At 46.0% G+C, this 21,391-nt stretch carries 21 protein-coding genes; 11 read left to right on the top strand and 10 right to left on the bottom strand.

Annotated features, from left to right (window positions below):
* The first annotated feature begins 1 nt into the window (after nt 1).
* Nucleotides 2-703 carry a M15 family metallopeptidase gene (locus BIW15_RS17210; RefSeq protein WP_029824835.1) on the top strand — a complete coding sequence of 234 codons (702 nt, stop codon included), beginning with the start codon at nt 2-4 and terminating at the stop codon, nt 701-703.
* Complete coding sequence (locus BIW15_RS17205; RefSeq protein WP_005494327.1) at nt 700-903, top strand: DUF2897 family protein; 204 nt, start codon at nt 700-702, stop codon at nt 901-903. The genes BIW15_RS17210 and BIW15_RS17205 overlap by 4 nt, the downstream gene beginning before the upstream one ends.
* A 127-nt stretch (nt 904-1,030) precedes the next feature.
* Here BIW15_RS17205 and bamC read toward each other — a convergent pair whose 3' ends face one another.
* Nucleotides 1,031-2,050, bottom strand: coding sequence for an outer membrane protein assembly factor BamC (gene bamC / locus BIW15_RS17200; protein ID WP_005494324.1), 1,020 nt, complete (start codon nt 2,048-2,050; stop codon nt 1,031-1,033).
* Between the two features lie 52 nt (nt 2,051-2,102).
* Entirely contained in the window at nt 2,103-2,981 is an 879-nt protein-coding gene (gene dapA / locus BIW15_RS17195) for a 4-hydroxy-tetrahydrodipicolinate synthase (RefSeq protein WP_005457716.1), read from the bottom strand.
* Nucleotides 2,982-3,592: 611 nt separating this feature from the next.
* Here dapA and BIW15_RS17190 point away from each other — a divergent pair.
* A complete protein-coding gene (locus BIW15_RS17190; RefSeq protein WP_005465166.1) occupies nt 3,593-4,135 on the top strand; it encodes a glycine cleavage system protein R in 543 nt (180 codons plus the stop codon).
* Nucleotides 4,136-4,151: 16 nt separating this feature from the next.
* Nucleotides 4,152-4,622 carry a thioredoxin-dependent thiol peroxidase gene (gene bcp / locus BIW15_RS17185; protein ID WP_077281333.1) on the top strand — a complete coding sequence of 157 codons (471 nt, stop codon included), beginning with the start codon at nt 4,152-4,154 and terminating at the stop codon, nt 4,620-4,622.
* Nucleotides 4,623-4,745: 123 nt separating this feature from the next.
* On the opposite strand, the gene BIW15_RS17180 is transcribed toward bcp, so the two are convergent.
* The gene (locus BIW15_RS17180; RefSeq protein WP_005457764.1) at nt 4,746-5,816 is read right to left on the bottom strand and encodes an AI-2E family transporter; all 1,071 of its coding nucleotides are present in this window, start codon (nt 5,814-5,816) and stop codon (nt 4,746-4,748) included.
* Between the two features lies 1 nt (nt 5,817).
* Nucleotides 5,818-6,054: a sulfurtransferase TusA family protein gene (locus BIW15_RS17175; protein WP_023624344.1), complete on the bottom strand. Its 237-nt coding sequence runs from the start codon at nt 6,052-6,054 to the stop codon at nt 5,818-5,820.
* Nucleotides 6,055-6,314: 260 nt separating this feature from the next.
* Between BIW15_RS17175 and BIW15_RS17170 the strand changes: the two genes are divergently transcribed.
* The 4 genes from BIW15_RS17170 to BIW15_RS17155 are packed head-to-tail and all read left to right on the top strand — an operon-like array spanning nt 6,315 to nt 9,202.
* Nucleotides 6,315-7,766, top strand: a complete 1,452-nt coding sequence (locus tag BIW15_RS17170) for a M48 family metallopeptidase (RefSeq protein WP_025499786.1) — start codon at nt 6,315-6,317, stop codon at nt 7,764-7,766.
* A 16-nt stretch (nt 7,767-7,782) separates the two neighbouring features.
* The gene (gene arsC, locus BIW15_RS17165) at nt 7,783-8,133 is read left to right on the top strand and encodes an arsenate reductase (glutaredoxin) (RefSeq protein ID WP_005457719.1); all 351 of its coding nucleotides are present in this window, start codon (nt 7,783-7,785) and stop codon (nt 8,131-8,133) included.
* Nucleotides 8,134-8,706 (top strand): NAD(P)H:quinone oxidoreductase, encoded by a 573-nt coding sequence (gene wrbA / locus BIW15_RS17160; RefSeq protein WP_005457725.1) that lies wholly within the window; start codon nt 8,134-8,136, stop codon nt 8,704-8,706.
* Between the two features lie 52 nt (nt 8,707-8,758).
* A complete protein-coding gene (locus BIW15_RS17155) occupies nt 8,759-9,202 on the top strand; it encodes a DUF2069 domain-containing protein (RefSeq protein WP_005457718.1) in 444 nt (147 codons plus the stop codon).
* Between the two features lie 68 nt (nt 9,203-9,270).
* On the opposite strand, the gene BIW15_RS17150 is transcribed toward BIW15_RS17155, so the two are convergent.
* A complete protein-coding gene (locus BIW15_RS17150; protein ID WP_025533298.1) occupies nt 9,271-10,473 on the bottom strand; it encodes a DUF2066 domain-containing protein in 1,203 nt (400 codons plus the stop codon).
* A gap of 429 nt (nt 10,474-10,902) precedes the next feature.
* On the opposite strand from BIW15_RS17150, the gene BIW15_RS17145 reads away from it, so the two are divergent.
* The gene (locus BIW15_RS17145; RefSeq protein ID WP_005457676.1) at nt 10,903-12,156 is read left to right on the top strand and encodes a uracil-xanthine permease family protein; all 1,254 of its coding nucleotides are present in this window, start codon (nt 10,903-10,905) and stop codon (nt 12,154-12,156) included.
* A gap of 107 nt (nt 12,157-12,263) precedes the next feature.
* Here BIW15_RS17145 and upp read toward each other — a convergent pair whose 3' ends face one another.
* The gene (upp, locus tag BIW15_RS17140) at nt 12,264-12,890 is read right to left on the bottom strand and encodes a uracil phosphoribosyltransferase (RefSeq protein ID WP_005457783.1); all 627 of its coding nucleotides are present in this window, start codon (nt 12,888-12,890) and stop codon (nt 12,264-12,266) included.
* A gap of 180 nt (nt 12,891-13,070) precedes the next feature.
* Between upp and purM the strand changes: the two genes are divergently transcribed.
* Both purM and purN read left to right on the top strand, forming a co-directional pair.
* Nucleotides 13,071-14,111: a phosphoribosylformylglycinamidine cyclo-ligase gene (purM, locus tag BIW15_RS17135; RefSeq protein WP_077281332.1), complete on the top strand. Its 1,041-nt coding sequence runs from the start codon at nt 13,071-13,073 to the stop codon at nt 14,109-14,111.
* Nucleotides 14,112-14,241: 130 nt separating this feature from the next.
* On the top strand, nt 14,242-14,889 hold the full coding sequence (gene purN / locus BIW15_RS17130; RefSeq protein ID WP_077281331.1) for a phosphoribosylglycinamide formyltransferase: 648 nt from the start codon (nt 14,242-14,244) through the stop codon (nt 14,887-14,889).
* Between the two features lie 59 nt (nt 14,890-14,948).
* Here the strand turns inward: purN and sucD are convergent, their stop codons facing one another.
* From sucD to sucA, 4 genes are all read right to left on the bottom strand, one after another.
* Nucleotides 14,949-15,821 carry a succinate--CoA ligase subunit alpha gene (sucD, locus tag BIW15_RS17125; protein ID WP_005486020.1) on the bottom strand — a complete coding sequence of 291 codons (873 nt, stop codon included), beginning with the start codon at nt 15,819-15,821 and terminating at the stop codon, nt 14,949-14,951.
* The gene (gene sucC, locus BIW15_RS17120; RefSeq protein ID WP_005496074.1) at nt 15,821-16,987 is read right to left on the bottom strand and encodes an ADP-forming succinate--CoA ligase subunit beta; all 1,167 of its coding nucleotides are present in this window, start codon (nt 16,985-16,987) and stop codon (nt 15,821-15,823) included. The genes sucD and sucC overlap by 1 nt, the downstream gene beginning before the upstream one ends.
* Before the next feature lie 194 nt (nt 16,988-17,181).
* Entirely contained in the window at nt 17,182-18,387 is a 1,206-nt protein-coding gene (gene odhB, locus BIW15_RS17115; RefSeq protein WP_005455502.1) for a 2-oxoglutarate dehydrogenase complex dihydrolipoyllysine-residue succinyltransferase, read from the bottom strand.
* Nucleotides 18,388-18,415: 28 nt separating this feature from the next.
* On the bottom strand, nt 18,416-21,241 hold the full coding sequence (sucA, locus tag BIW15_RS17110; RefSeq protein ID WP_077281330.1) for a 2-oxoglutarate dehydrogenase E1 component: 2,826 nt from the start codon (nt 21,239-21,241) through the stop codon (nt 18,416-18,418).
* Nucleotides 21,242-21,391: the final 150 nt, after the last annotated feature.

Here is a 21,391-nt window from a genome sequence, read left to right as displayed (position 1 = left end):
CATGACTCCTGCGCAACTCACCGGAACAACCGATTCTCACCTTCAATCAACCATGGTTGGTCAGAAGGCTTTTTTAATGCATCCCGATGTCGCGAACGATCTGCTCAATATGATCGAAGCAGCGAAAAAAGCGGGATTTAAAATGGAAATTGCCAGTGGCTTTCGAGACTTTTCTCGCCAGCGAGCAATTTGGAATGGGAAGTTCGAAGGTGAGTTGCCGATTTTAGATTCTAACTCGCAGCCTTTAAATAAGGCTGCGTTAAGTGACGAAGAAAAACTAAAGGCCATTCTTCGCTGGTCGGCATTGCCAGGAGGAAGTCGCCATCATTGGGGGTGTGATTTCGATGTGTATGCTCGCAATTTACTTCCACCAGACACCAAGTTGCAATTGGAACCTTGGGAATATCTAGAAGGTCATCAGCTGGCGTTTTATTGTTGGCTAAAAGATCACATTGATGAGTTCGGCTTTTTCTTCCCTTATCTGCAAGATTTAGGTGGCGTCGCCATTGAACCTTGGCACATTAGCCACAAAGCCATCGGTCAACAATGTGCTGCTCAACTGAACGCCGAAATGCTAAAAGATGAGCTGGTTCGACAAAATCAACAGCACAACATTGCAGGGTTAGAATCGATACTGAATAATTTAGATAGCATCTTATCTACCTATATTCGCAATATCACCCCACCGCCGGAGGCGTTATGATCGAATTTCTTACCAACCCTTGGGTGATCATCATTGTGGTCTTGAGTGTGATCATCGGGAACATTGCCGCTCTGAAGTACACCGCCAAAATGAAGTTCAACCAGATGGATAAAGGTCGCAAGAACGATTTGGATCGTTTAAATGAGCTAGATAAAGAACGCTACGGCGACGATGAAAGTAACAAACACGAACAAAAATAAGCAGCTTTTTAGTCGCTCTTACTAATTTAGTTAAGCATCTGAATGCTGTAATTTCAACTGTGCTCCGAGCAACGAAAAACGATCAAAAAAGGGACCGAATGGTCCCTTTTTACTTCAACTATCTAACTTACTCTTTCACCACCGCACCAAGAACTGGCACCAACGATTTCAAGAACTCTTCTTCAACAGGTTTGCCTGATGAATCGGTAATGTTGATAGAAGTGCGGTTGCCCAAGTCCCCTAGCAAGAAGGTGTATTTACCTGCTTTTAGGTCGACTGGTTTCACGCCAATTTCATTCCAGAATTCATCATCTGGAGATGCATACTTCGCTGTTACCGTACCTTGGGACTGGCTGCGCTCTTCAATCGTGAAGCCCATCTTAGGTAAAATGTTCGGTAAACGCTGCCACAATACATTGTATTGCGCACGAGCGATGATAACAGGCAGACCACTGCGGTCTTTGCCCATCGTGACAGGAATCTGTTTCACCAACTCTTGAGCTTTACGCTGCGCTTCTTCACGAACTTCTTGATCGTAACGAGCCGTTACTAAGTTAGTCATGAACACGTTGTAACGCTCGCGGTTAGTCGCAGTCACTTCCTTAACTTGATCGCCTTCACGCCAGTCAATTAAGCTCACTTTGAAACCGTGTCGGCCATTTGCTTCTGCACGAGAGATCTCGTATCGGCTACCAATTTCTAGCTCTTCGTCAGGAGAGTTCCACGTTACCCAACCTGTCTCGATTCGAGAATCGGTTTGACTTTCCACTGGAATTTTTCTTGCTTCAACCATGCCTTGCACAGTTTGCCAAACTTTATCTAGCTCATCTTTGCGCAATAGCCAAAGTGTCACTTCACCGTTACTACTGCGATCTAGGCGCGCACCAGGAATCAACTCAAGTACTTGCTGAGGTGGACGGATATCAACCGACTTCCCTAAGCCACCCGCATAATTGCCCTGAGGGATGTCATAGTTTGGGTAGAACTGAGGTTGAGCTCCTTGCGGAACGTTCCATGCTTCTAGAGCTGGTGTGTTCAAATACTCGAAATCGTCTTTTGCTTGACGACGTTGGTTGGCACCACCTGAACAGGCAGTCAATACGAATACAGCTAATGAACTTAACACTAACTGGCTTGAAAGCTTCATCTATACTCCTAAAACACTGAGGGCTTAATCGCCCCCAGTATGAACTTCAATCCTAGTAAATACCTGCGTCTGTCAACGCCTGTTCCACGATCGGCTGCGATTTTTCAGAAAGTGCGGTTAAAGGAAGACGCAAGCCACCTTCTTCAATCAAACCCAGCTTATGCGCTGCCCATTTTACTGGGATCGGGCTTGATTCAACGAATAGGTTTTTATGCAGAGTCATCAAACGTTGGTTAATGATTTCTGCCTCTTCGAATTTACCTTCACTTGCCAAATGGAACATGTCTGCCATGTCTTTCGCTGCAATATTGTTCGTTACCGAGATAACACCATTGCCGCCCAGTTTCACGAATTCCAAGCCCGTCGCATCATCACCACTTAGTAAGATAAAATCTTCGCCACAAAGTTCACGGTGAAGTGCAATTCGGCTCAAATCGCCCGTCGCATCTTTTAGAGCAACGATATTATCAAGCTTTGACAAGCGTGCCACTGTCTCAGGTTGCAGATCTACGGCAGTACGACCCGGTACATTGTACAAAATTAGAGGTACGTCACTCGCTTCTGCGATCGCTTTGTAATGCTGGAACAAACCTTCTTGTGTTGGTTTGTTGTAATAAGGCGTCACACTCAAGAAACCTGCGATACCAGAATCCGCGAGTAATTTGCTAAATGTCACGGCTTCGTGGGTTGCATTTGCACCCGTGCCGGCAATCACGGGGATGCGACCGTTGGCAAACTCAACAGTTTTATTAACGACCTTTACATGCTCTTCAATGGTCAGTGTCGCTGACTCACCTGTCGTGCCTACTGCCACAATACCGTCTGTACCCGCTTCGATGTGGTACTCCACTAGCTTTTGTAGACCGTCGAAATCTACTTCACCATCTGCTTTGAATGGTGTAATCAGCGCTACGATACTTCCTGAAAACATGTTTATCTCCCTCATTTAACTCTTTCTGCATGGTACTGTAATGCGATTGAAAAACACAAGAGCGTAAACTCGCTTACAAAGTACAAATGAATGAATAATTATCAGTTGTTAGAGGTCTAGCAACTTAATTGCGCAATTTGGTCTTATTCCCAGCAATTTTGATAATCGTCTTGGTTATCTGGTTCTGTGCCTTAGCAGCCTGAAAAGGCTTGTTTTAGCGAGAATGACTTGGATATGTGCCCTTTAATTATCTAGGCGACAGGCCACTGGTAACTTCACCAAAGAATTTTTGCGACCTATTGTTACGCTCAGAAATATACGCTTTAGCGACATTTATCAAGTCAGGTTTTAGTGAATAAAAAGGCTAGTTTAGCGCCAAATAAACCACTGATAGCGGCTCGCCAAGTTTTCACTGCTCATATTGTACTTATTTTCGGCATTTTCCCTGCTCGATGGCCTTCTGTGTCCCAGTCTACCCCATACTCACTACTTAGCACTTCACCTTTTTTAATCTCAATTATCCTGCGAACTAAAAAAAGAACTCACTCGATATTTCTCTTCGATATCTGTGCTAACATCTCTCTATTGAAGAAAGGACAAGAAGCTTATTTATGAAGCAACATCTGGTACTTACAGCAGTTGGAACGGATCGTCCGGGCATTTGTAACCAAGTGGTTAAGCTCGTGACTCAAGCTGGTTGTAACATCGTTGATAGCCGCATCGCTATCTTTGGCAATGAATTTACTCTGATCATGCTACTGACTGGAAATGCCAGTCACATCACTCGTGTTGAAACACAGCTGCCACTATTAGGGCAAGAGCATGACCTAATCACCATCATGAAGCGAACGTCTGCGCACGAGCTGCTCGACAACAGTTACACGATGGAAGTCTTTATCGAATCTGAAGATCGCCCAGGACTGACAGAGAAATTTACTCAGTTCTTCGCAGACCAGCAAATTGGCTTAGATTCGCTCAGCGCACAAACCATTAGCAAATCCAAACTGCAGCTTGATGCTGACCAATTTCATATTGCGATCACCGCATCGGTCAGTGCCGATTGCAACCTGATGCAATTACAAGAAGATTTTGATGAACTTTGTAAGTCGCTCAACGTACAAGGTTCTCTGAATTTCATTAAAAACACACTATAAAGTAAAGGAAATTATAATGAATACGCTGACAGCAGGCTCGCCAGCGCCAGCCTTCTCTTTGCTCGACCAAGACGGCAATACTGTTACTCTTGATGACTTTAAAGGCAAGAAAGTCCTTTTCTATTTCTACCCAAAAGCCATGACTCCAGGCTGTACCACGCAAGCAAAGGGCCTTCGTGATGTAAAAGCAGAGCTAGATGTGCACAACGTGGTTGTTCTGGGTGTCAGTATCGACCCAGTTAAGCGCCTAGGTAAGTTCATTGAACGTGATGAGCTAAACTTCACGCTACTGTCTGACGAAGACCACGCTGTTGCTGAACAATTCGGTGTGTGGGGCGAAAAGAAATTTATGGGCAAAGTTTACGATGGCCTTCACCGCATCAGCTTCTTAATTAATGAAGAAGGCGTGATTGAGCACGTATTCAACAAGTTCAAAACGAAAGATCACCACGAAGTGGTTCTGAACTACCTAAACGAAAACGCCTAGTGCGAGCTCGTTTAGAGTCATACGTTAAGAGTTAACGTTCTAAGAATCGAAAAAGCCCAGCATTGATTGCTGGGCTTTTTATTCAATCGAATAATTACTGAGCTTTGCTCAATATCAAACGCGTTACTCTTGGACGGGTTCGCTTTCTTCGGTGCTTGGTAGCGCATTCCAAACGGCTTTCACTAACGTCGCTAATGGGATCGCAAAGAAAACACCCCAGAATCCCCATAAACCGCCAAACACCAGTACCGCAACAATGATCGCAACTGGGTGAAGGTTAACCGCTTCTGAAAATAGAACTGGTACAAGCACATTACCATCTAGCGCTTGGATGATGCCGTAAGCCAGCAACAACCAGTAGAATTGTGGCGTCATGCCCCATTGGAACAAACCAACAATCGCAACCGGTACGGTTACCGCAGCTGCACCAATATATGGAATCAATACCGACAAGCCTACAGCAACGGCCAAGAGCGCGGAGTAACGTAGGTCTAGAATCGCGAATGTTACATAGCTCACGCCACCTACAATCAAGATTTCCAGCACTTTCCCGCGAATGTAGTTCGAGATTTGCTCGTTCATCTCGTGCCAAACTTTGTTCGCCAACTTACGGTTTTTCGGCAAAATGCCGCTCGCCATTCTAAGCATTTCTTCTTTGTCTTTAAGTAGGAAGAAAATCAGCAGCGGCACCAAAATCAAGTACACCGCCAATGTGGCAATACTAACTAACGATGCAAGTGAGCCTTTTACCACGCTTTCACCCAAACCTAGTGCTTGGTTTTTCGCGTTGGTCACGACGGTTTCTACAATTTGTAGGTTCGCCAGTTCCGGATGGCGCTCAGGCAACGTCATGATGAACTTTTGCAGCCCGTTATACATGTTCGGAATATCGTTGATTAAGTTGCCAACCTGAGTCCAGATCGTCGGAACCAAGCCAAATAAGGCGATCAACATGATGCTGATAAAAATCAAGAGAACAATAATCACTGATAAGGTGCGAGGCACACCCATACGCGACAATTTAACCACTGGCCATTCTAGGAGATATGCTAATACAATCGCCACCAGCAATGGTGCAATCAAATGCCCAAAGAAGTAAATGGTGATAAAACCAAACAGCAAAATGGCGACAAGGCTTACTGCGTGGGGATCTGAGAAGCGGCGTTGATACCAACGACTTACCATTTCGAACATCTTATGCGGATTCCTTATTGAAAACAGTCAATGTGTAGTGCTCTGGTGTAGATTGGCAATCAACCACGTACCCTTGAGTACGAAGGTAATTCACAATGTCTCGTTTAGAGCTGTTATCCACCACTTGAATGACAAGGTGATGATACTGCGATTCTTCATCCTGAAAGACCTCAGCAGCGTGACGCTTGGCAAGTAACAGCGCCATTGGGCAGCGTTGCTCGCGCAAATCAAGTAACATGGATTCCATTGTATTGCTCTGCACTTATGATAGGGTTGTATTGTAACGGCTTTTTGAGCTGGTGCTAGCACTTCTGACATGATTTAACCGCATGCTGAAATGACTCGGATATAAAACAATTTACGAAACCAATTCATTTATTTTTGGTCTTAGTGCTAGCCTATTCATCCTAGGGGATGACCATAAAGTATAGTGGTGATGTTGTGAGGTACTCGACCTCCAACCACGTACTTAGGTATTTTGGAGAATCTTTAAACCGTATGTTAAAACGCACTCGCTCGCTCGTTTGTTTGTGCCTTGCTGCTGCAATCAGTTCACCAACGACTTACGCCAATAGCATCGACTTGCCTGATATTGGTACAGCAGCTGGCGGCACGCTTTCTATAGACCAAGAGTTGATTTATGGCGACGCGTACATGCGCATGCTCAGAGCCAGTAAGCCTATAGTCAACGATCCGGTCATCAACGAATATATCGATTCCCTCGGACACCGCCTCGTTGCCAATGCGAACGATGTAAAAACGCCGTTCCACTTCTTCATGATTCGTGATCGTAATATCAACGCCTTTGCCTTTTTTGGCGGTTACGTTGCGTTGCACTCAGGGCTATTTCTTCATGCTCGTAGCGAAAGTGAACTCGCATCCGTTGTCGCGCACGAAATTGCACACGTAACACAGCGCCACCTAGCGCGCAGTATGGAAGACCAAGCAAGGCGCTCTCCAGCTACTTTAGCAGCGCTTGCTGGTGCATTATTACTTTCGATTGCTTCACCAGAAGCAGGCATGGCAGCGATTACCGCCGCAACAGCAGGCAACATGCAAAGCCAAATCAACTATACTCGCTCAAACGAGAAAGAAGCCGACCGCTTCGGTATCGCAACCTTAGCGAAAGCAGGATTTGATGTGCAAGCAATGCCGCGTTTCTTTGGACGTTTAGCCGATGAGTACCGCTACGCGAGTAAACCGCCACCAATGCTACTGACTCACCCTTTACCAGAAGACCGTGTGGCAGATAGCCGTCAACGTGCACAAGCCTATCCCCCAATGCGCATTGCACCCTCTATCGATTACCATTTGGCGCGCGCGCGCATTGTGGCGCGATATGCCGGTATCGACGGACAAGCCGCACTAGGTTGGTTTGAGCGTACTCAAAAGAAAGCTTCAGCGGACATCATGCCGTCATTTGATTACGGCCGAGCGCTGGTTCATCTGGACAACAAACGCTTATCTCAAGCAGAACCGATTTTGAAAAAGCTGTTAGCGCAAGAGCCGGGCAACCCATTCTATTTAGATGCAATGACCGATCTATACATCGAGAAAAAACAGCCACAAAAAGCCGTTGAGTTGCTAAATAGCGCGCTAAAGCGTAATCCTCAAAACAAAGTATTAACCATTAACTACGCCAACGCGTTGCTTGAAGCAAACCAAAATGATCAAGCTGTGCGTACGCTTCAACGTTATACACACGATAACCCAGAAGATAGCAATGGCTGGCAGCTATTATCGAAAGGCTATCATGCCCTTGGACGTAGTGATGAAGAGCTTGCAGCTCGCGCGGAAATTCTGGCGCTAAGAGCAAACTGGAATAAAGCGATTCAATATTACAGTGAAGCAAGTAAAATGGCCGAATTGGGTAGCTTAGAACAAGCGCGATACGATGCTCGTATCGACCAACTCATGATCCAACGAGATCGATTCATGGCATTACAATAACGAAATGGAGAAAACCATGTCAGTCGTGATTTATCACAACCCACGTTGCTCAAAGAGCCGTCAAACTCTTGAGTTACTTGAGCAAAATGGTGTTACACCGGAAGTCGTAAAATACCTAGACACACCACTAAATGTGGATGAACTAAAAGCGCTATACGCTCAACTCGGTTTCTCATCAGTACGTGAAATGATGCGTACAAAAGAAGACGTTTACAAAGAACTTGGTTTAGGCGAAGCATCAGTAAGTGATGAGCAGCTGTTCGAAGCAATGGCGCAAAATCCAAAATTGTTCGAACGTCCAGTTGTTGTAGCAAACGGCAAAGCAAAAATTGGCCGCCCACCAGAGCAAGTGTTGGATATTCTATAAATGGATTGCCAGATCCTTATTTTGTACTTCAGCCGTCATGGCTCAACAAAACAACTGGCAAGACAGATAGCAAGAGGAGTCGAATCGACTCCTCAATGCCAAGCAATTTTGCGTACAGTTGAAGAATTGTCACCTCACTCACATACCCCTTCCGATCCAATTGTTACTCTAGAGGAACTGAAAAAGTGCGACGGTCTAGCGTTCGGTAGTCCCGTTTGGTTTGGCAATATGGCAGCGCCTTTAAAGCACTTTTGGGATCAAACCACCCCTTTGTGGGTTAGCGGTGACTTAATCGATAAGCCAGCTTGTGTATTTACCTCATCATCTTCGATGCATGGCGGTCAGGAGACCACACTTCAAAGCATGATGACGCCACTACTGCATCACGGGATGATGGTACTTGGTATTCCTTACGCTGAACCAGAGCTGCATTCGACCCAATCTGGTGGCACTCCCTACGGTGCCAGCAGTGTAGGACACGAACCAAGTCTCACAGCGGAGGAGACTCGCCTGGCACAACAATTAGGTAAACGACTAGCAACAGCAGCGTTAAAGCTCAAAGCTTGTCACTAATACCAGTATTAATAATCAGTAGAATTGGTATCAATTCAAGGATAGAGAATCGATGTCTGACTCTTTCGAAGAACAACCACCACTTGGTGCTCAAGCAAAAACGTATCGCTACCTCGCTTTGTTCGGCAACTTAGCTTTATTAGCATGGGTCGCGATTTGGCAACTCGCTTTATCTCCTCACCCTCATCTGAGTAGCACAACACTCGCGATTGCATGGTGTATTCCGTTATTGCTACCGTTACCTGGCATCTTAGCGGGCAAACCTTACACGCATGCATGGGCGAACTTTGTCTTGATGCTGTATTTCTTGCACGCCCTCACTATCTTGTACGTGGACGGGGGTGAACGGTGGTTGGCAGCGGTTGAGCTGGTGCTTACCTCTCTTGGTTTTGCTGGCAATATTTTATTTGCTCGTGCTCGAGGAAAAGAGCTAGGCCTTAAACTCAAACGCTTGTCACAAGTAGAAAAAGAAGAAAAAGCGAAGTTCAATAAATAACTTCCCTGATTCAAAAACAAAAAGAGTCGCAATTGCGACTCTTTCTTTGTTCTATGCTCAAACGCGGATTAACTTTGCGAAGTAGAATTCCACTCATAAATCAGATCGTATTGATCTTGCACTTGAGGAATCACAACAGGCTGTTGTACTTGCGCTGCTGGCACAGTTTCCTCAACGGCTTGAACCACCGTTTTTGGTTGCCCTTCTACAGCTTGAGCCTCTGAAGGTAGAGTTTCTACCGATTGCTCTTCCGATGGCGTCACTTCTTCAACATCACCGAGTGGATCTTCAAATTCCATCAATTGTGAGATAGACGAAGCCTCTTGCTCAAATGCTTGTTGTGAAGCAAGCAAATGAATAGTCAGCGTTAACTCACTGCCTTGTACACGCTTGATTTCTGTGCCCGCCACTGAATTCAATTTGGTAAGTGCATTTTCTAAACGGAAGAAATCAGCAGCAGACGTTACATTTAACACTTTCACGTTCACAGCTTTAGAAGACTTGCCTGAGACAACAACGGCGTTTTTACTTGCGTAGTAATCAGCAATACCATCCACCATTGCGGAAATAGCGTCTGCACCAGTTGCCGACCCGCTGCGTGGAGAAGTTTGCGCATCAATAATCTTTGCAGGCGCTTGGTCATACAAAGTCCAACGAATCTGCTCGCCTTGCGCACGAATAATTAATACCGCGTCCGCTGGGTAACGCTGGCTGGCTTGGCTAATCGGTTCAATGAAACCGCCCCAAAGATCAGACGTGTTTACGCCCGTGACATCGTCAAAATCCCCAACAGGAATCGTAATTGGAAGGCCACGAGCTTCCGTTGCTTTTTTCAACGCAGCAACGTTGGCAGAATCAGAATGTTCCCATGCAATTGCGCGGTCGTAATCTTGCTCTTCCACCAGCCAAACCAAAATGTTGGCACGATTTGGTGACCATGAAGGCAACTGAGCTTGAGTCAAAAGCGATTGAATTTGCCCACTGTTAAACAACATTTTAAGACTTGCTTTACCATCAACTTGGCTTTTCCCAAGCTGAGAAATATAGCGAGAGCTAGAACTCAGCGCCTTTTGGATAACAGGGTTGCTTAGAGAAGATTGAGAACCAGTCGCTCGAACAATCACATCTTTCATACCTTGTTCACGAGCCGCAGACTCACCGTCGTTCTGCTCACTGTCGATAACCACTTCGGCACGATAGATATCTACCTGAGTTAATGCATACACCGGCAGGGACAACCAACCGATCAGTAAGAGAGCTAAATAGCGCATAGTTTTCATAATCCTCTAAACAAGAACCCGCATAATAAGCAACTATCAAATCTTGAGCAAGGCGCGTACTGAGTGAATTGTTTGTAGTTTGACCAAGTTAATGCCGTTTTTTGCATCACTAGGTGATTAATTAACGTTACCCCACCAACATGAACTCATATCGATGCATATTGAAAGACATAAAACCTGATATTCATTGCTCTTGAAGCTTCATTTTAAAGAGCGCTTATTAGCTCACAGCACATCGATATTCTTTGAATGGCTTAATTTGGACTCGTAAAATCGTCCATTTTGCAAGCAACCAACTCTCAAAACATTCGTTTGGATGATAAATTCATTCGAAAGTTTGATCTAAGCAACGTTGCAAACGATTGCAGGATGATAGAATTCGTCGGATTTGTCTGCGTATCTTTGAAATAGGGAATTATTATGAAAAATGCGTTACAAGGCGCTCAAATGCTCTTTGTCGCTTTTGGTGCTCTCGTGCTCGTGCCGCTTCTGACTGGTCTCGATCCAAACGTAGCCCTCTTTGGTGCCGGTGTCGGTACTCTCCTCTTCCAATTAATCACTAAACGTTCTGTCCCAATCTTCCTTGCCTCTTCTTTTGCGTTTATTGCTCCTATTATGTTCGGTATCCAAACTTGGGGTATTGGTGCAACTATGGGCGGCTTGATGGCGGCAGGTTTGGTTTACGTTGCGCTTGGCGCAATGATCAAAGTGCGTGGTGTAGGGTTTATCCATAAGATTTTGCCACCGGTTGTAGTTGGCCCAGTGATCATGGTTATTGGCCTTGGCCTTGCGCCAACGGCAGTTAACATGGCGGTAGGTAAAACGGGCGACGGTGCGGTTCAGTTAGTAAATGGTGATGCTGCGGTCATTATCTCTGCGGTTTCGCTGCTAACGACGATTGCACTTAGCGTGTTCGCAAAAGGGTTCCTAAAACTGGTTCCTATCGTGGGTGGTATTTTGGCGGGCTATTCAGTATCCCTATTCTACGGTGTGGTTGACTTTACACCTGTGGCTCAAGCAGCTTGGCTTGCAATGCCCAACTTCACCATGCCTGAGTTCAACATCAACGCGATTCTATTCATGATCCCAGTTGCAATCGCTCCTGCGGTAGAGCACGTGGGTGACATGTTGGCTATCTCAAATGTAACGGGTAAAAACTACCTGAAGAAACCAGGCCTACACCGCACTATCGCGGGTGACGGAATCGCGACAATTGCAGCATCAATGGTTGGTGCGCCGCCAAACACTACTTACAGTGAAGTAACAGGCGCGGTAATGCTGACCAAAGCTTTCAACCCTGTAATCATGACTTGGGCTGCCATTACCGCTATTGTTCTTGCGCTGGTAGGTAAGCTAGGTGCGATTCTGCAAACCATTCCTGTGCCAGTAATGGGCGGCATCATGATTCTTCTGTTCGGTTCTATCGCAACCGTCGGTTTGAATACGCTGATTAAGAACAACGTTGATCTACACAAATCTCGTAACCTGGTGATCGTTGCAGTAACACTGGTATTTGGTATCGGTGGTATGGCTTTCGGTATCGGCGAGTTCAGCCTACAAGGTGTAAGCCTATGTGGTATCGTGGCAATCCTTCTTAACCTAGTGCTGCCACACGACCTTGGTGAAAACCACGTGGTTGATAACGCTCAAATGGAAGAAGAAAGCGCGAAGTAATTCGACTGCGCGACTTTTAAGTGGCGCACTTTAACCTTTCTAAATAAATAAACAGCAACAAAAAAGGCTTGGTGAAAACCAAGCCTTTTTTTATTCGGAGTAACTAATTACTTAGTACCGAAAATCTTATCACCTGCATCACCAAGACCAGGAACGATGTAGCCTTTGTCGTTTAGCTTCTCATCGATTGCCGCAGTGTAAAGCTCAACGTCTGGGTGCGCTTTTTCTAGTGCTTCAATACCTTCTGGAGCAGCAACTAGAACAAGAACTTTAATTGACTGACAGCCTTTCTCTTTTAGTAGGTCGATAGTAGCGATCATAGAACCGCCAGTTGCTAGCATTGGGTCAACAACTAGAGCAATACGCTCATCAATGTTAGACGCTAGCTTGTTGAAGTAAGGTACTGGCTCAAGTGTTTCTTCATCACGGTAAATACCAACAACACTGATACGAGCGCTTGGCATGTGCTCAAGAACGCCATCCATCATACCTAGACCTGCACGTAGGATTGGCACTACTGTTACTTTTTTACCTTTGATTTGGTCAACTTCTACCGGACCGTTCCAACCTTCAATGGTTACTTTCTCTGTTTCAAAGTCTGCTGTCGCTTCGTAAGTAAGTAGGCTACCGACTTCTGTCGCTAACTCACGAAAACGCTTTGTGCTGATATCACCTTCTCTCATTAGACCAATTTTGTGTTTTACAAGAGGGTGCTTTACTTCAACAACTTTCATGTCCATCTCCGGCTATAGTTGGCAATATTTAAACAAACCTTCAGATTATACATGATTTTCACAGGGATTTCAGGATATATCACTAAAGAAAAAAACAGACGCAAACGTTTGCTATCTGTATTTAACCACTGGTAGAATAGCGCCGTTTTCATATCCAACTTAAATACCGAGGACTTCCCTGTGAGTGGTAACAACTCTTCTCTTAGCTATAAAGACGCTGGTGTCGATATTGATGCAGGCAATGCGCTTGTAGATCGTATTAAGGGTGCGGTGAAACGTACTCGTCGCCCTGAAGTGATGGGTGGTATCGGTGGTTTTGGCGCTTTATGCGAATTGCCAACCAAATACAAACAACCTGTACTGGTTTCTGGTACTGACGGTGTAGGCACAAAACTTCGCCTAGCACTGGATATGAACAAGCACGACACTATCGGCATCGACCTAGTGGCAATGTGTGTAAACGACCTAATCGTTCAAGGTGCCGAGCCCCTATTCTTCCTAGATTACTACGCGACTGGCAAGCTAGATGTAGACACAGCAGCAGACGTGGTTTCTGGTATCGCTGATGGCTGTGTTCAAGCTGGTTGTGCACTTATCGGTGGCGAAACCGCTGAAATGCCAGGCATGTACGAAGGCGAAGACTACGACGTTGCGGGTTTCTGTGTAGGCGTAGTGGAAAAAGAAGACGTGATTGACGGCACTAAAGTAGCAGCAGGCGACACACTTATCGCTGTCGGCTCAAGCGGTCCACACTCAAACGGTTACTCACTGATCCGTAAGATTCTAGAAGTTTCTGGCGCAGATAAAAACGAAGAGCTAGCAGGTCGCACTATCGGTGAGCACCTACTAGAACCAACGAAGATTTACATCAAATCCGCACTTAAGATGATTGAGAAACACGATATCCACGCGATTTCTCACATTACGGGTGGTGGTTTCTGGGAAAACATCCCTCGCGTACTGCCTGAAGGCACAAAAGCCGTTATCGACGGTAACAGCTGGGAATGGCCAATCATTTTCAAATGGCTGCAAGAGAAAGGCAACGTTGAAACACACGAAATGTACCGTACGTTCAACTGTGGTGTTGGTCTAATCGTTGCACTACCAAAAGACCAAGCAGACGCGACGGTTGCACTTCTTAAAGAAGAAGGCGAAAACGCATGGGTGATTGGTGAAATTGCTCAAGCAGAAGCAAATGAAGAGCAAGTTGAAATCAACTAACTTGTGAATCACGCTAAAAAATAAAATGAATGAGGACGCCACGTCCTCATTCTGCTATCTGGAACATCGAAAACCATTCTAATAGTAGGTAAATTTATAGAACCTACAATATCAAGGCAGTCCCAACATCATGAAAAACATCGTGGTCCTAATTTCAGGTAACGGCAGTAACTTACAAGCCATTTTAGAAGCTTGTGAAAACAGCATGCCTAACGCACACGTTGCAGCAGTATTTTCTAATAAATCTGACGCATACGGTCTAGAACGTGCAAAACAGTTTAGTGTTGATGGCCACTTTGTTGACCCTAAAGCGTTCGAGTCACGCGAGGCATTCGATGCCGAGTTGATGCAACAAATTGACAAGTATCAGCCCGATGTTGTCGTTCTTGCTGGGTACATGCGCATTCTTAGCGGTGCATTTGTTTCGCACTATCTCGGTAAGATGATCAACATTCACCCTTCTCTTCTACCTAAATACCCGGGTTTACACACCCACCAGCGCGCGATTGACGCCAAAGACAAAGAGCACGGCACAAGTGTTCACTTTGTCACAGAAGAGTTAGACGGCGGTCCCGTAGTTCTTCAAGCAAAAGTGCCAGTATTTGAAGATGATGATGCAGCAGCACTCGCTGCGCGTGTACAAACTCAAGAGCACACCATTTACCCTATCGTGACTAAGTGGCTCGTTGAAGAGCGTTTAATCATGCAAGGTGGCAAAGCTTGGTTAGATGGCAAAGAACTCGGTCCTCATGGCTACGCAGCCGCTGAAGAAGAATAAGTACTTTTTAACGCAAAAAAGCCTGGCAATGCCAGGCTTTTTATTTTACGAGTCAGAAATTACCAACCCGTTACTTCACGTAGACCTTGACCGATGTCTGCTAGAGACTTAACCGTCTTAACGCCTGCCGCTTCTAGTGCAGCAAATTTGTCTTCCGCAGTACCTTTACCACCAGAGATAATCGCACCAGCGTGGCCCATACGTTTACCTGGAGGTGCAGTTACACCAGCGATGTAAGAAACAACTGGCTTAGTTACGTTTTCTTTAATGAACGCCGCCGCTTCTTCTTCTGCTGTGCCACCGATTTCACCGATCATTACGATCGCTTCAGTTTCTGGGTCTTCTTGGAACAGTTTTAGAATATCAATGAAGTTTGAACCTGGGATTGGGTCACCACCGATACCAACACACGTAGACTGACCGAAGCCTTCATCTGTAGTTTGTTTAACTGCTTCGTAAGTTAGAGTACCAGAGCGAGATACGATACCTACTTTACCTTTCTTGTGGATGTGACCAGGCATGATACCGATCTTACACTCATCTGGAGTAATAACACCCGGACAGTTAGGACCGATCATACGAACGCCAGTTTCTTCTAGCTTCACTTTCACGTCGATCATATCTGTTGTAGGAATACCTTCAGTGATGGTTACGATTAGCTCGATACCCGCATCAATCGCTTCTAGGATTGCATCTTTACAGAAAGGTGCTGGAACGTAGATTACTGTTGCAGTTGCACCAGTCGCTTCTACTGCTTCGCGAACAGTGTTGAATACAGGTAGACCTAGGTGAGTTTGGCCACCTTTACCTGGAGACACACCACCTACCATTTGCGTACCGTATGCGATAGCTTGCTCTGAGTGGAAAGTACCTTGACCACCAGTGAAACCCTGACAGATTACTTTAGTGTCTTTGTTAATTAATACAGACATTATTTAGCCTCCGCAGCAGCAACAACTTTCTGAGCAGCATCCGTTAGCGACTCAGCAGCAATGATATCAACATCAGAATTAGCAAGAACTTCGCGACCAAGGTCCGCGTTAGTACCTTCCAAACGAACAACAACAGGTACGTTTACACCTACCTCTTTAACCGCGCCGATAATACCTTCTGCGATCATGTCACAACGAACGATACCACCGAAGATGTTTACGAGTACCGCTTTCACGTTGTCATCAGATAGGATGATCTTGAATGCTTCAGCAACACGCTCTTTAGTTGCGCCGCCACCTACATCTAGGAAGTTAGCTGGTTTGCCGCCGTGTAGGTTTACGATATCCATCGTACCCATTGCTAGACCTGCACCGTTAACCATACAGCCAACGTTACCGTCTAGTGCTACGTAGTTCAGTTCCCACTGAGCTGCGTGCGCTTCACGCTCATCTTCTTGTGATGGATCGTGCATTTCACGTAGCTTAGGCTGACGGTAAAGTGCGTTTGAGTCGATGTTGATCTTACCGTCAAGACATAGCAGGTTGCCTTCAGCAGTAATCACAAGCGGGTTGATCTCTAGTAGAGCAAGGTCGTACTGAGAGAACATAGTGCCAAGACCCATAAAGATCTTAACGAATTGTTTGATTTGGTCACCTTCAAGACCAAGTTTGAACGCAAGCTCACGACCTTGGTAAGCTTGAGGGCCTACTAGTGGATCGATGGCTGCTTTGTGGATTAGCTCCGGCGTTTCTTCCGCAACTTTTTCGATTTCCACACCGCCTTCTGTAGAAGCCATGAAAACGATCTTACGGCTAGCACGGTCAACTACCGCACCTAAGTAAAGTTCGTTGGCAATGTTTGACGCTTCTTCAACAAGGATTTTTGTAACTGGCTGACCATTTGCATCTGTTTGGTAAGTTACTAGATTTTTACCTAGCCACTTTTGCGCAAACTCTTTTACACCTTCTTTAGTGTCGTGAAGCTCTACGCCACCCGCTTTACCGCGGCCACCAGCGTGAACCTGACACTTGACTACTTTCTTTGCTGTGCTGATACGGCCTGCTGCTTCAAACGCTTCTTGTGGTGTATCACATGCGTAGCCTTCTGGCACAGGCAAACCGAATTCTGCAAACAGCTGTTTGGCTTGGTATTCATGCAAATTCATTTCGATATTCCGTTTGTTTTTCCCTTGAGGGATTTATTATTTCCATAACGCTGCAGTCTTGGCTGCTTGTACGTCTGTAGGGTCTTCTCAAGTAAATCACTGAGTGATTCAAATGAAGGCCAGACGTTGAGCTAGTCTAGCCATTGAAATTTTCAACGTCTAGCCACCCAAGGTAACTAGACGTTTTAGCGATATTAAACGTCTAATAGGAGACGCGCTGGATCTTCTAGTAGCTCTTTAATCGTTACTAGGAAGCCAACTGACTCACGGCCATCGATCAAACGGTGGTCGTAAGATAGCGCTAGGTACATCATCGGTAGGATTTCAACTTTACCGTTCACAGCCATCGGGCGTTCTTGGATTTTATGCATACCAAGAATTGCCGATTGCGGTGGGTTGATGATAGGCGTAGACATTAAAGAACCGAACACACCACCGTTAGTGATAGTGAAGTTACCCCCCATCAACTCATCTACTGTTAACTTGCCATCACGACCTTTGATCGCTAGCTCTTTGATGCCTTTTTCAACATCTGCAAAGCCAAGCTTGTCGCAGTCTTTTAGCACTGGAGTTACTAGACCGCGTGGCGTTGATACCGCCATGCTAATGTCAAAGTAGTTGTGGTAAACGATGTCATCACCATCGATTGATGCATTTACTTCTGGGTAACGTTTTAGTGCTTCTGTCACTGCTTTAACATAGAAAGACATGAAGCCAAGACGAATACCGTGACGCTCTTCGAACTGGTCTTTGTATTGCTTACGAAGATCCATGATTGGCTTCATGTTCACTTCGTTAAACGTCGTTAACATTGCGGTGCTGTTTTTCGCTTCCAACAGACGGTTTGCAACCGTCTTACGTAGGCGAGTCATTGGCACACGCTTCTCACTACGAGCGGTTGCTGGTGCTTCAACTGCTGGAGCATCAGCTTTTGGAGCAGCTTTAGCGTTTGCTAGATGCGCTTCGATATCTTCACGAGTAATACGACCGCCAACACCAGTACCTTTAACTTGGTGTGCTTCTAGACCATGTTCTGCAAGTAGACGACGAACGGCAGGGCTAAGTGCATCATTGCTTTCTTCAGTCAGTGTCGCTTTGTGACGCTTATCTGGAGAAGCTTCCGTTGCTTCTGTTTTGTCTGCGGTTGGCTCGCCCGCAACAGCACCGGCTTTCAATTTAGCAAGAAGTTGCTTTGAAAGTACCGTTGCACCTTCTACTTCAAGAATAGCTTCTAAAACACCGGCTTCTGGAGCTGGCACTTCTAGTACAACTTTGTCAGTTTCAATATCAACCAGAACTTCATCACGCTCTACGGTGTCGCCTGGTTGTTTGTGCCATGTCGCCACGGTTGCATCAGCAACTGATTCAGGTAAATCTGGAACCAGAATTTCAATTGTCATATCTGTTTCTTCCTTTAACTTCTAGTTCTTAGTCCGAAGTTTTTGAGTTCACGTTCAGAGCGTCTTCAACCAACGCTTTTTGTTGTTTCAAGTGCACCGACATGTAGCCAACTGCTGGCGAAGCAGAAGCTGGGCGACCTGCGTATTTAAGATCTGCACCTGCAGGAATAGCGGCACGGAAGTTATGTTGACTACAGTACCAAGCACCTTGGTTCTGAGGCTCTTCCTGACACCACACGAAGTCTTCAACGTTAGTGTATTGAGCAATAGCCGCTTGTACTTCTTCCATCGGGAATGGGTAAAGCTGCTCAATACGCACGATTGCTACGTCTTCTTGCTCGTTGTTGCGACGCTGCTCAAGAAGGTCGAAATACACCTTACCCGAACAGAACACGACGCGTTTCACTTTGCTTAGCTCCAAGTTATCCACTTCAGGGATCGCTGCTTGGAACGTACCTTCTGCAAGGTCTTCTAGAGTCGAAGTACAAAGAGGATGACGAAGCAATGATTTAGGAGACATTACAATCAATGGTCGACGCATTGGGCGTACTACTTGACGACGAATCATGTGGTACACCTGAGCTGGCGTTGATGGTACAACGACCTGCATGTTTTGCTCAGCACACAATTGAAGGTAACGCTCTAGACGAGCAGATGAGTGCTCCGGACCTTGGCCTTCGTAACCATGAGGCAGAAGCATCGTCAGGCCGCACAAACGTCCCCACTTTTGCTCACCAGACGAAATGAATTGGTCAATAACCACTTGTGCGCCGTTAGCGAAGTCACCAAACTGCGCTTCCCAAATGGTCAAACCGCCAGGTTCAGCTGTTGCATAACCGTACTCAAATGCAAGAACAGCTTCTTCCGACAACACAGAGTCAAAAACTTGGAAAGGCCCCTGCTTGTCATGGATATTCGCTAGCGGGATGTAAGTGCTTGCATCTGATTGGTTGTGAAGAACTGAGTGACGATGGAAGAAAGTACCACGACCTGAGTCCTGACCAGAAATACGGATACGCTTACCATCGTCTACCAATGTCGCGTAAGCCAATGTTTCAGCCATACCCCAGTCAATAGCCTTCTCACCTGTCATCATTGCTAAGCGATCGTTGTACAGCTTGTTTACTCGGCTTTGCAGCTTGTGGCTTTCCGGGTACTGACATAAACGATTACCTAGTTCGACAAGGCGTTGCTTATCGTAGGTCGATTCCCATTGCATATCCCACTCGTGTCCCAAGTAAGGAGACCAGTCTACAGAATGCAATGCCATCGGACGCCACTCTTTCACCACGACTTCACCGCGGTCAAGTGCATCACGATACTCGTTCACCAACTGCGTTGCAGTTTCAATATCCGACTCATTCTTATCAATCAGAACATCGGCGTACAGTTTACGAGGAGTTGGGTGCTTTTTGATTTTTTGGTACATCAACGGCTGAGTCGCGTTCGGTTCATCCGCTTCGTTGTGACCATGACGACGGTAACAAACCAAATCAATCACGACATCACGCTTGAACTCGTTGCGGTAATCCAATGCAATGCGAGTAACAAAAGCAACCGCTTCTGGATCATCGGCGTTAACGTGGAAAATCGGAGCCTGAACCATCTTAGCGATGTCAGTACAATACATGGTTGATCGAGTGTCACGCGGGTTAGACGTTGTAAAGCCAACCTGGTTGTTTACAACAATACGAACCGTACCGCCAACGCAGAAACCACGAGCAAGTGACATGTTGAACGTTTCAGCCACTACACCTTGGCCAGCAATCGCAGAGTCACCATGAATAGTGATAGGAAGAACTTTGCTGCCGTGGTTGTCACCCAAACGGTCTTGACGTGCACGCACGGAACCGATAACCACTGGGTTTACGATTTCTAAGTGAGATGGGTTAAACGCAAGCGCTAAGTGAACATCGCCACCAGGAGTTGCGAAGTCTGCAGAGAAACCTTGGTGGTATTTAACGTCACCGGTACCCCACGTTTCATCGTGCTTACCCGCGAACTCATCAAATAGATCTTGTGGTTTCTTACCCAGTACGTTCACCAGCATGTTCAAACGACCACGGTGAGCCATACCAATAACCACTTCACGCATGCCACTCTTACCCGCATGACGAATCAGTTCTTTCGTCATTGGGATAAGCGCATCACCACCTTCTAGAGAGAATCGCTTCGCACCTGGGAATTTTGCGCCTAAATAACGCTCAAGGCCTTCCGCTGCAGTCAGCTCTTCAAGGAACGTGCGTTTCTCATCTTGGTTGAATGATGGCTGGCCTACGACAGACTCAAGACGTTGTTGGATCCAACGCTTTTGCTCTGTGTCAGTCATGTGCATGTATTCAGCACCGATGGAACCGCAGTAAGTTTTCTTGAGGGCTGCGTAGATGTCTTTCAACTTCATGGTTTCTTGCCCAACAGCAAAAGAACCTACGTTGAAAGTTTCTTCGAAGTCGTCTTCGGTAAGATTATGAAATGCTGGGTCTAGCTCCGCCACAGGTGGACGTTGCCACAGACCTAGTGGATCCAATTCTGCAGCCTCGTGTCCGCGGAAGCGGTATGCGTTGATAAGCTGTAGAACTTTTACTTGTTTTGCATCGACATCTGGATCACTAACTTGGACATTGTAATGCTTTGTTTCTCTAGCGAGTCGTCGGAAGTAGTCACGGACACGTGAATGCGGCTGTTCTGCCACTTCTTCTGATGGCTTAGGCAAGCCCTCAAAAACACGTTTCCACTCCTCACTTACCAGATCGGGATCACTTAGATACAGTTCGTAGAGGTCCTCTACATACGTTGCATTGGCGCCAGCCAAGTGTGAAGACTCGAGCCATGCCTTCATCACGCCGTTGTGCATATTTTCCCTTAACCAGTAGTTTTCACGTTTGCTTCGGTCTTACGCCGAGCTAATAAAAGCCGACCGAAATAGCCGGCAATTTTAGTATCCTTTTACTCGTGCTTGAAGGCTGCAGCAAAGTCAGTACGTTGCGTGCTCACTTTACTGCAA

Origin of the sequence: Vibrio sp. SALL6 (assembly GCF_002002385.1) — a bacterium.
GTDB classification, from domain to species: Bacteria; Pseudomonadota; Gammaproteobacteria; order Enterobacterales; family Vibrionaceae; genus Vibrio; species Vibrio parahaemolyticus.
The sequence above is the reverse complement of the archived record's forward strand: the minus strand, read 5'-3'. Positions and strand labels throughout refer to the sequence as shown.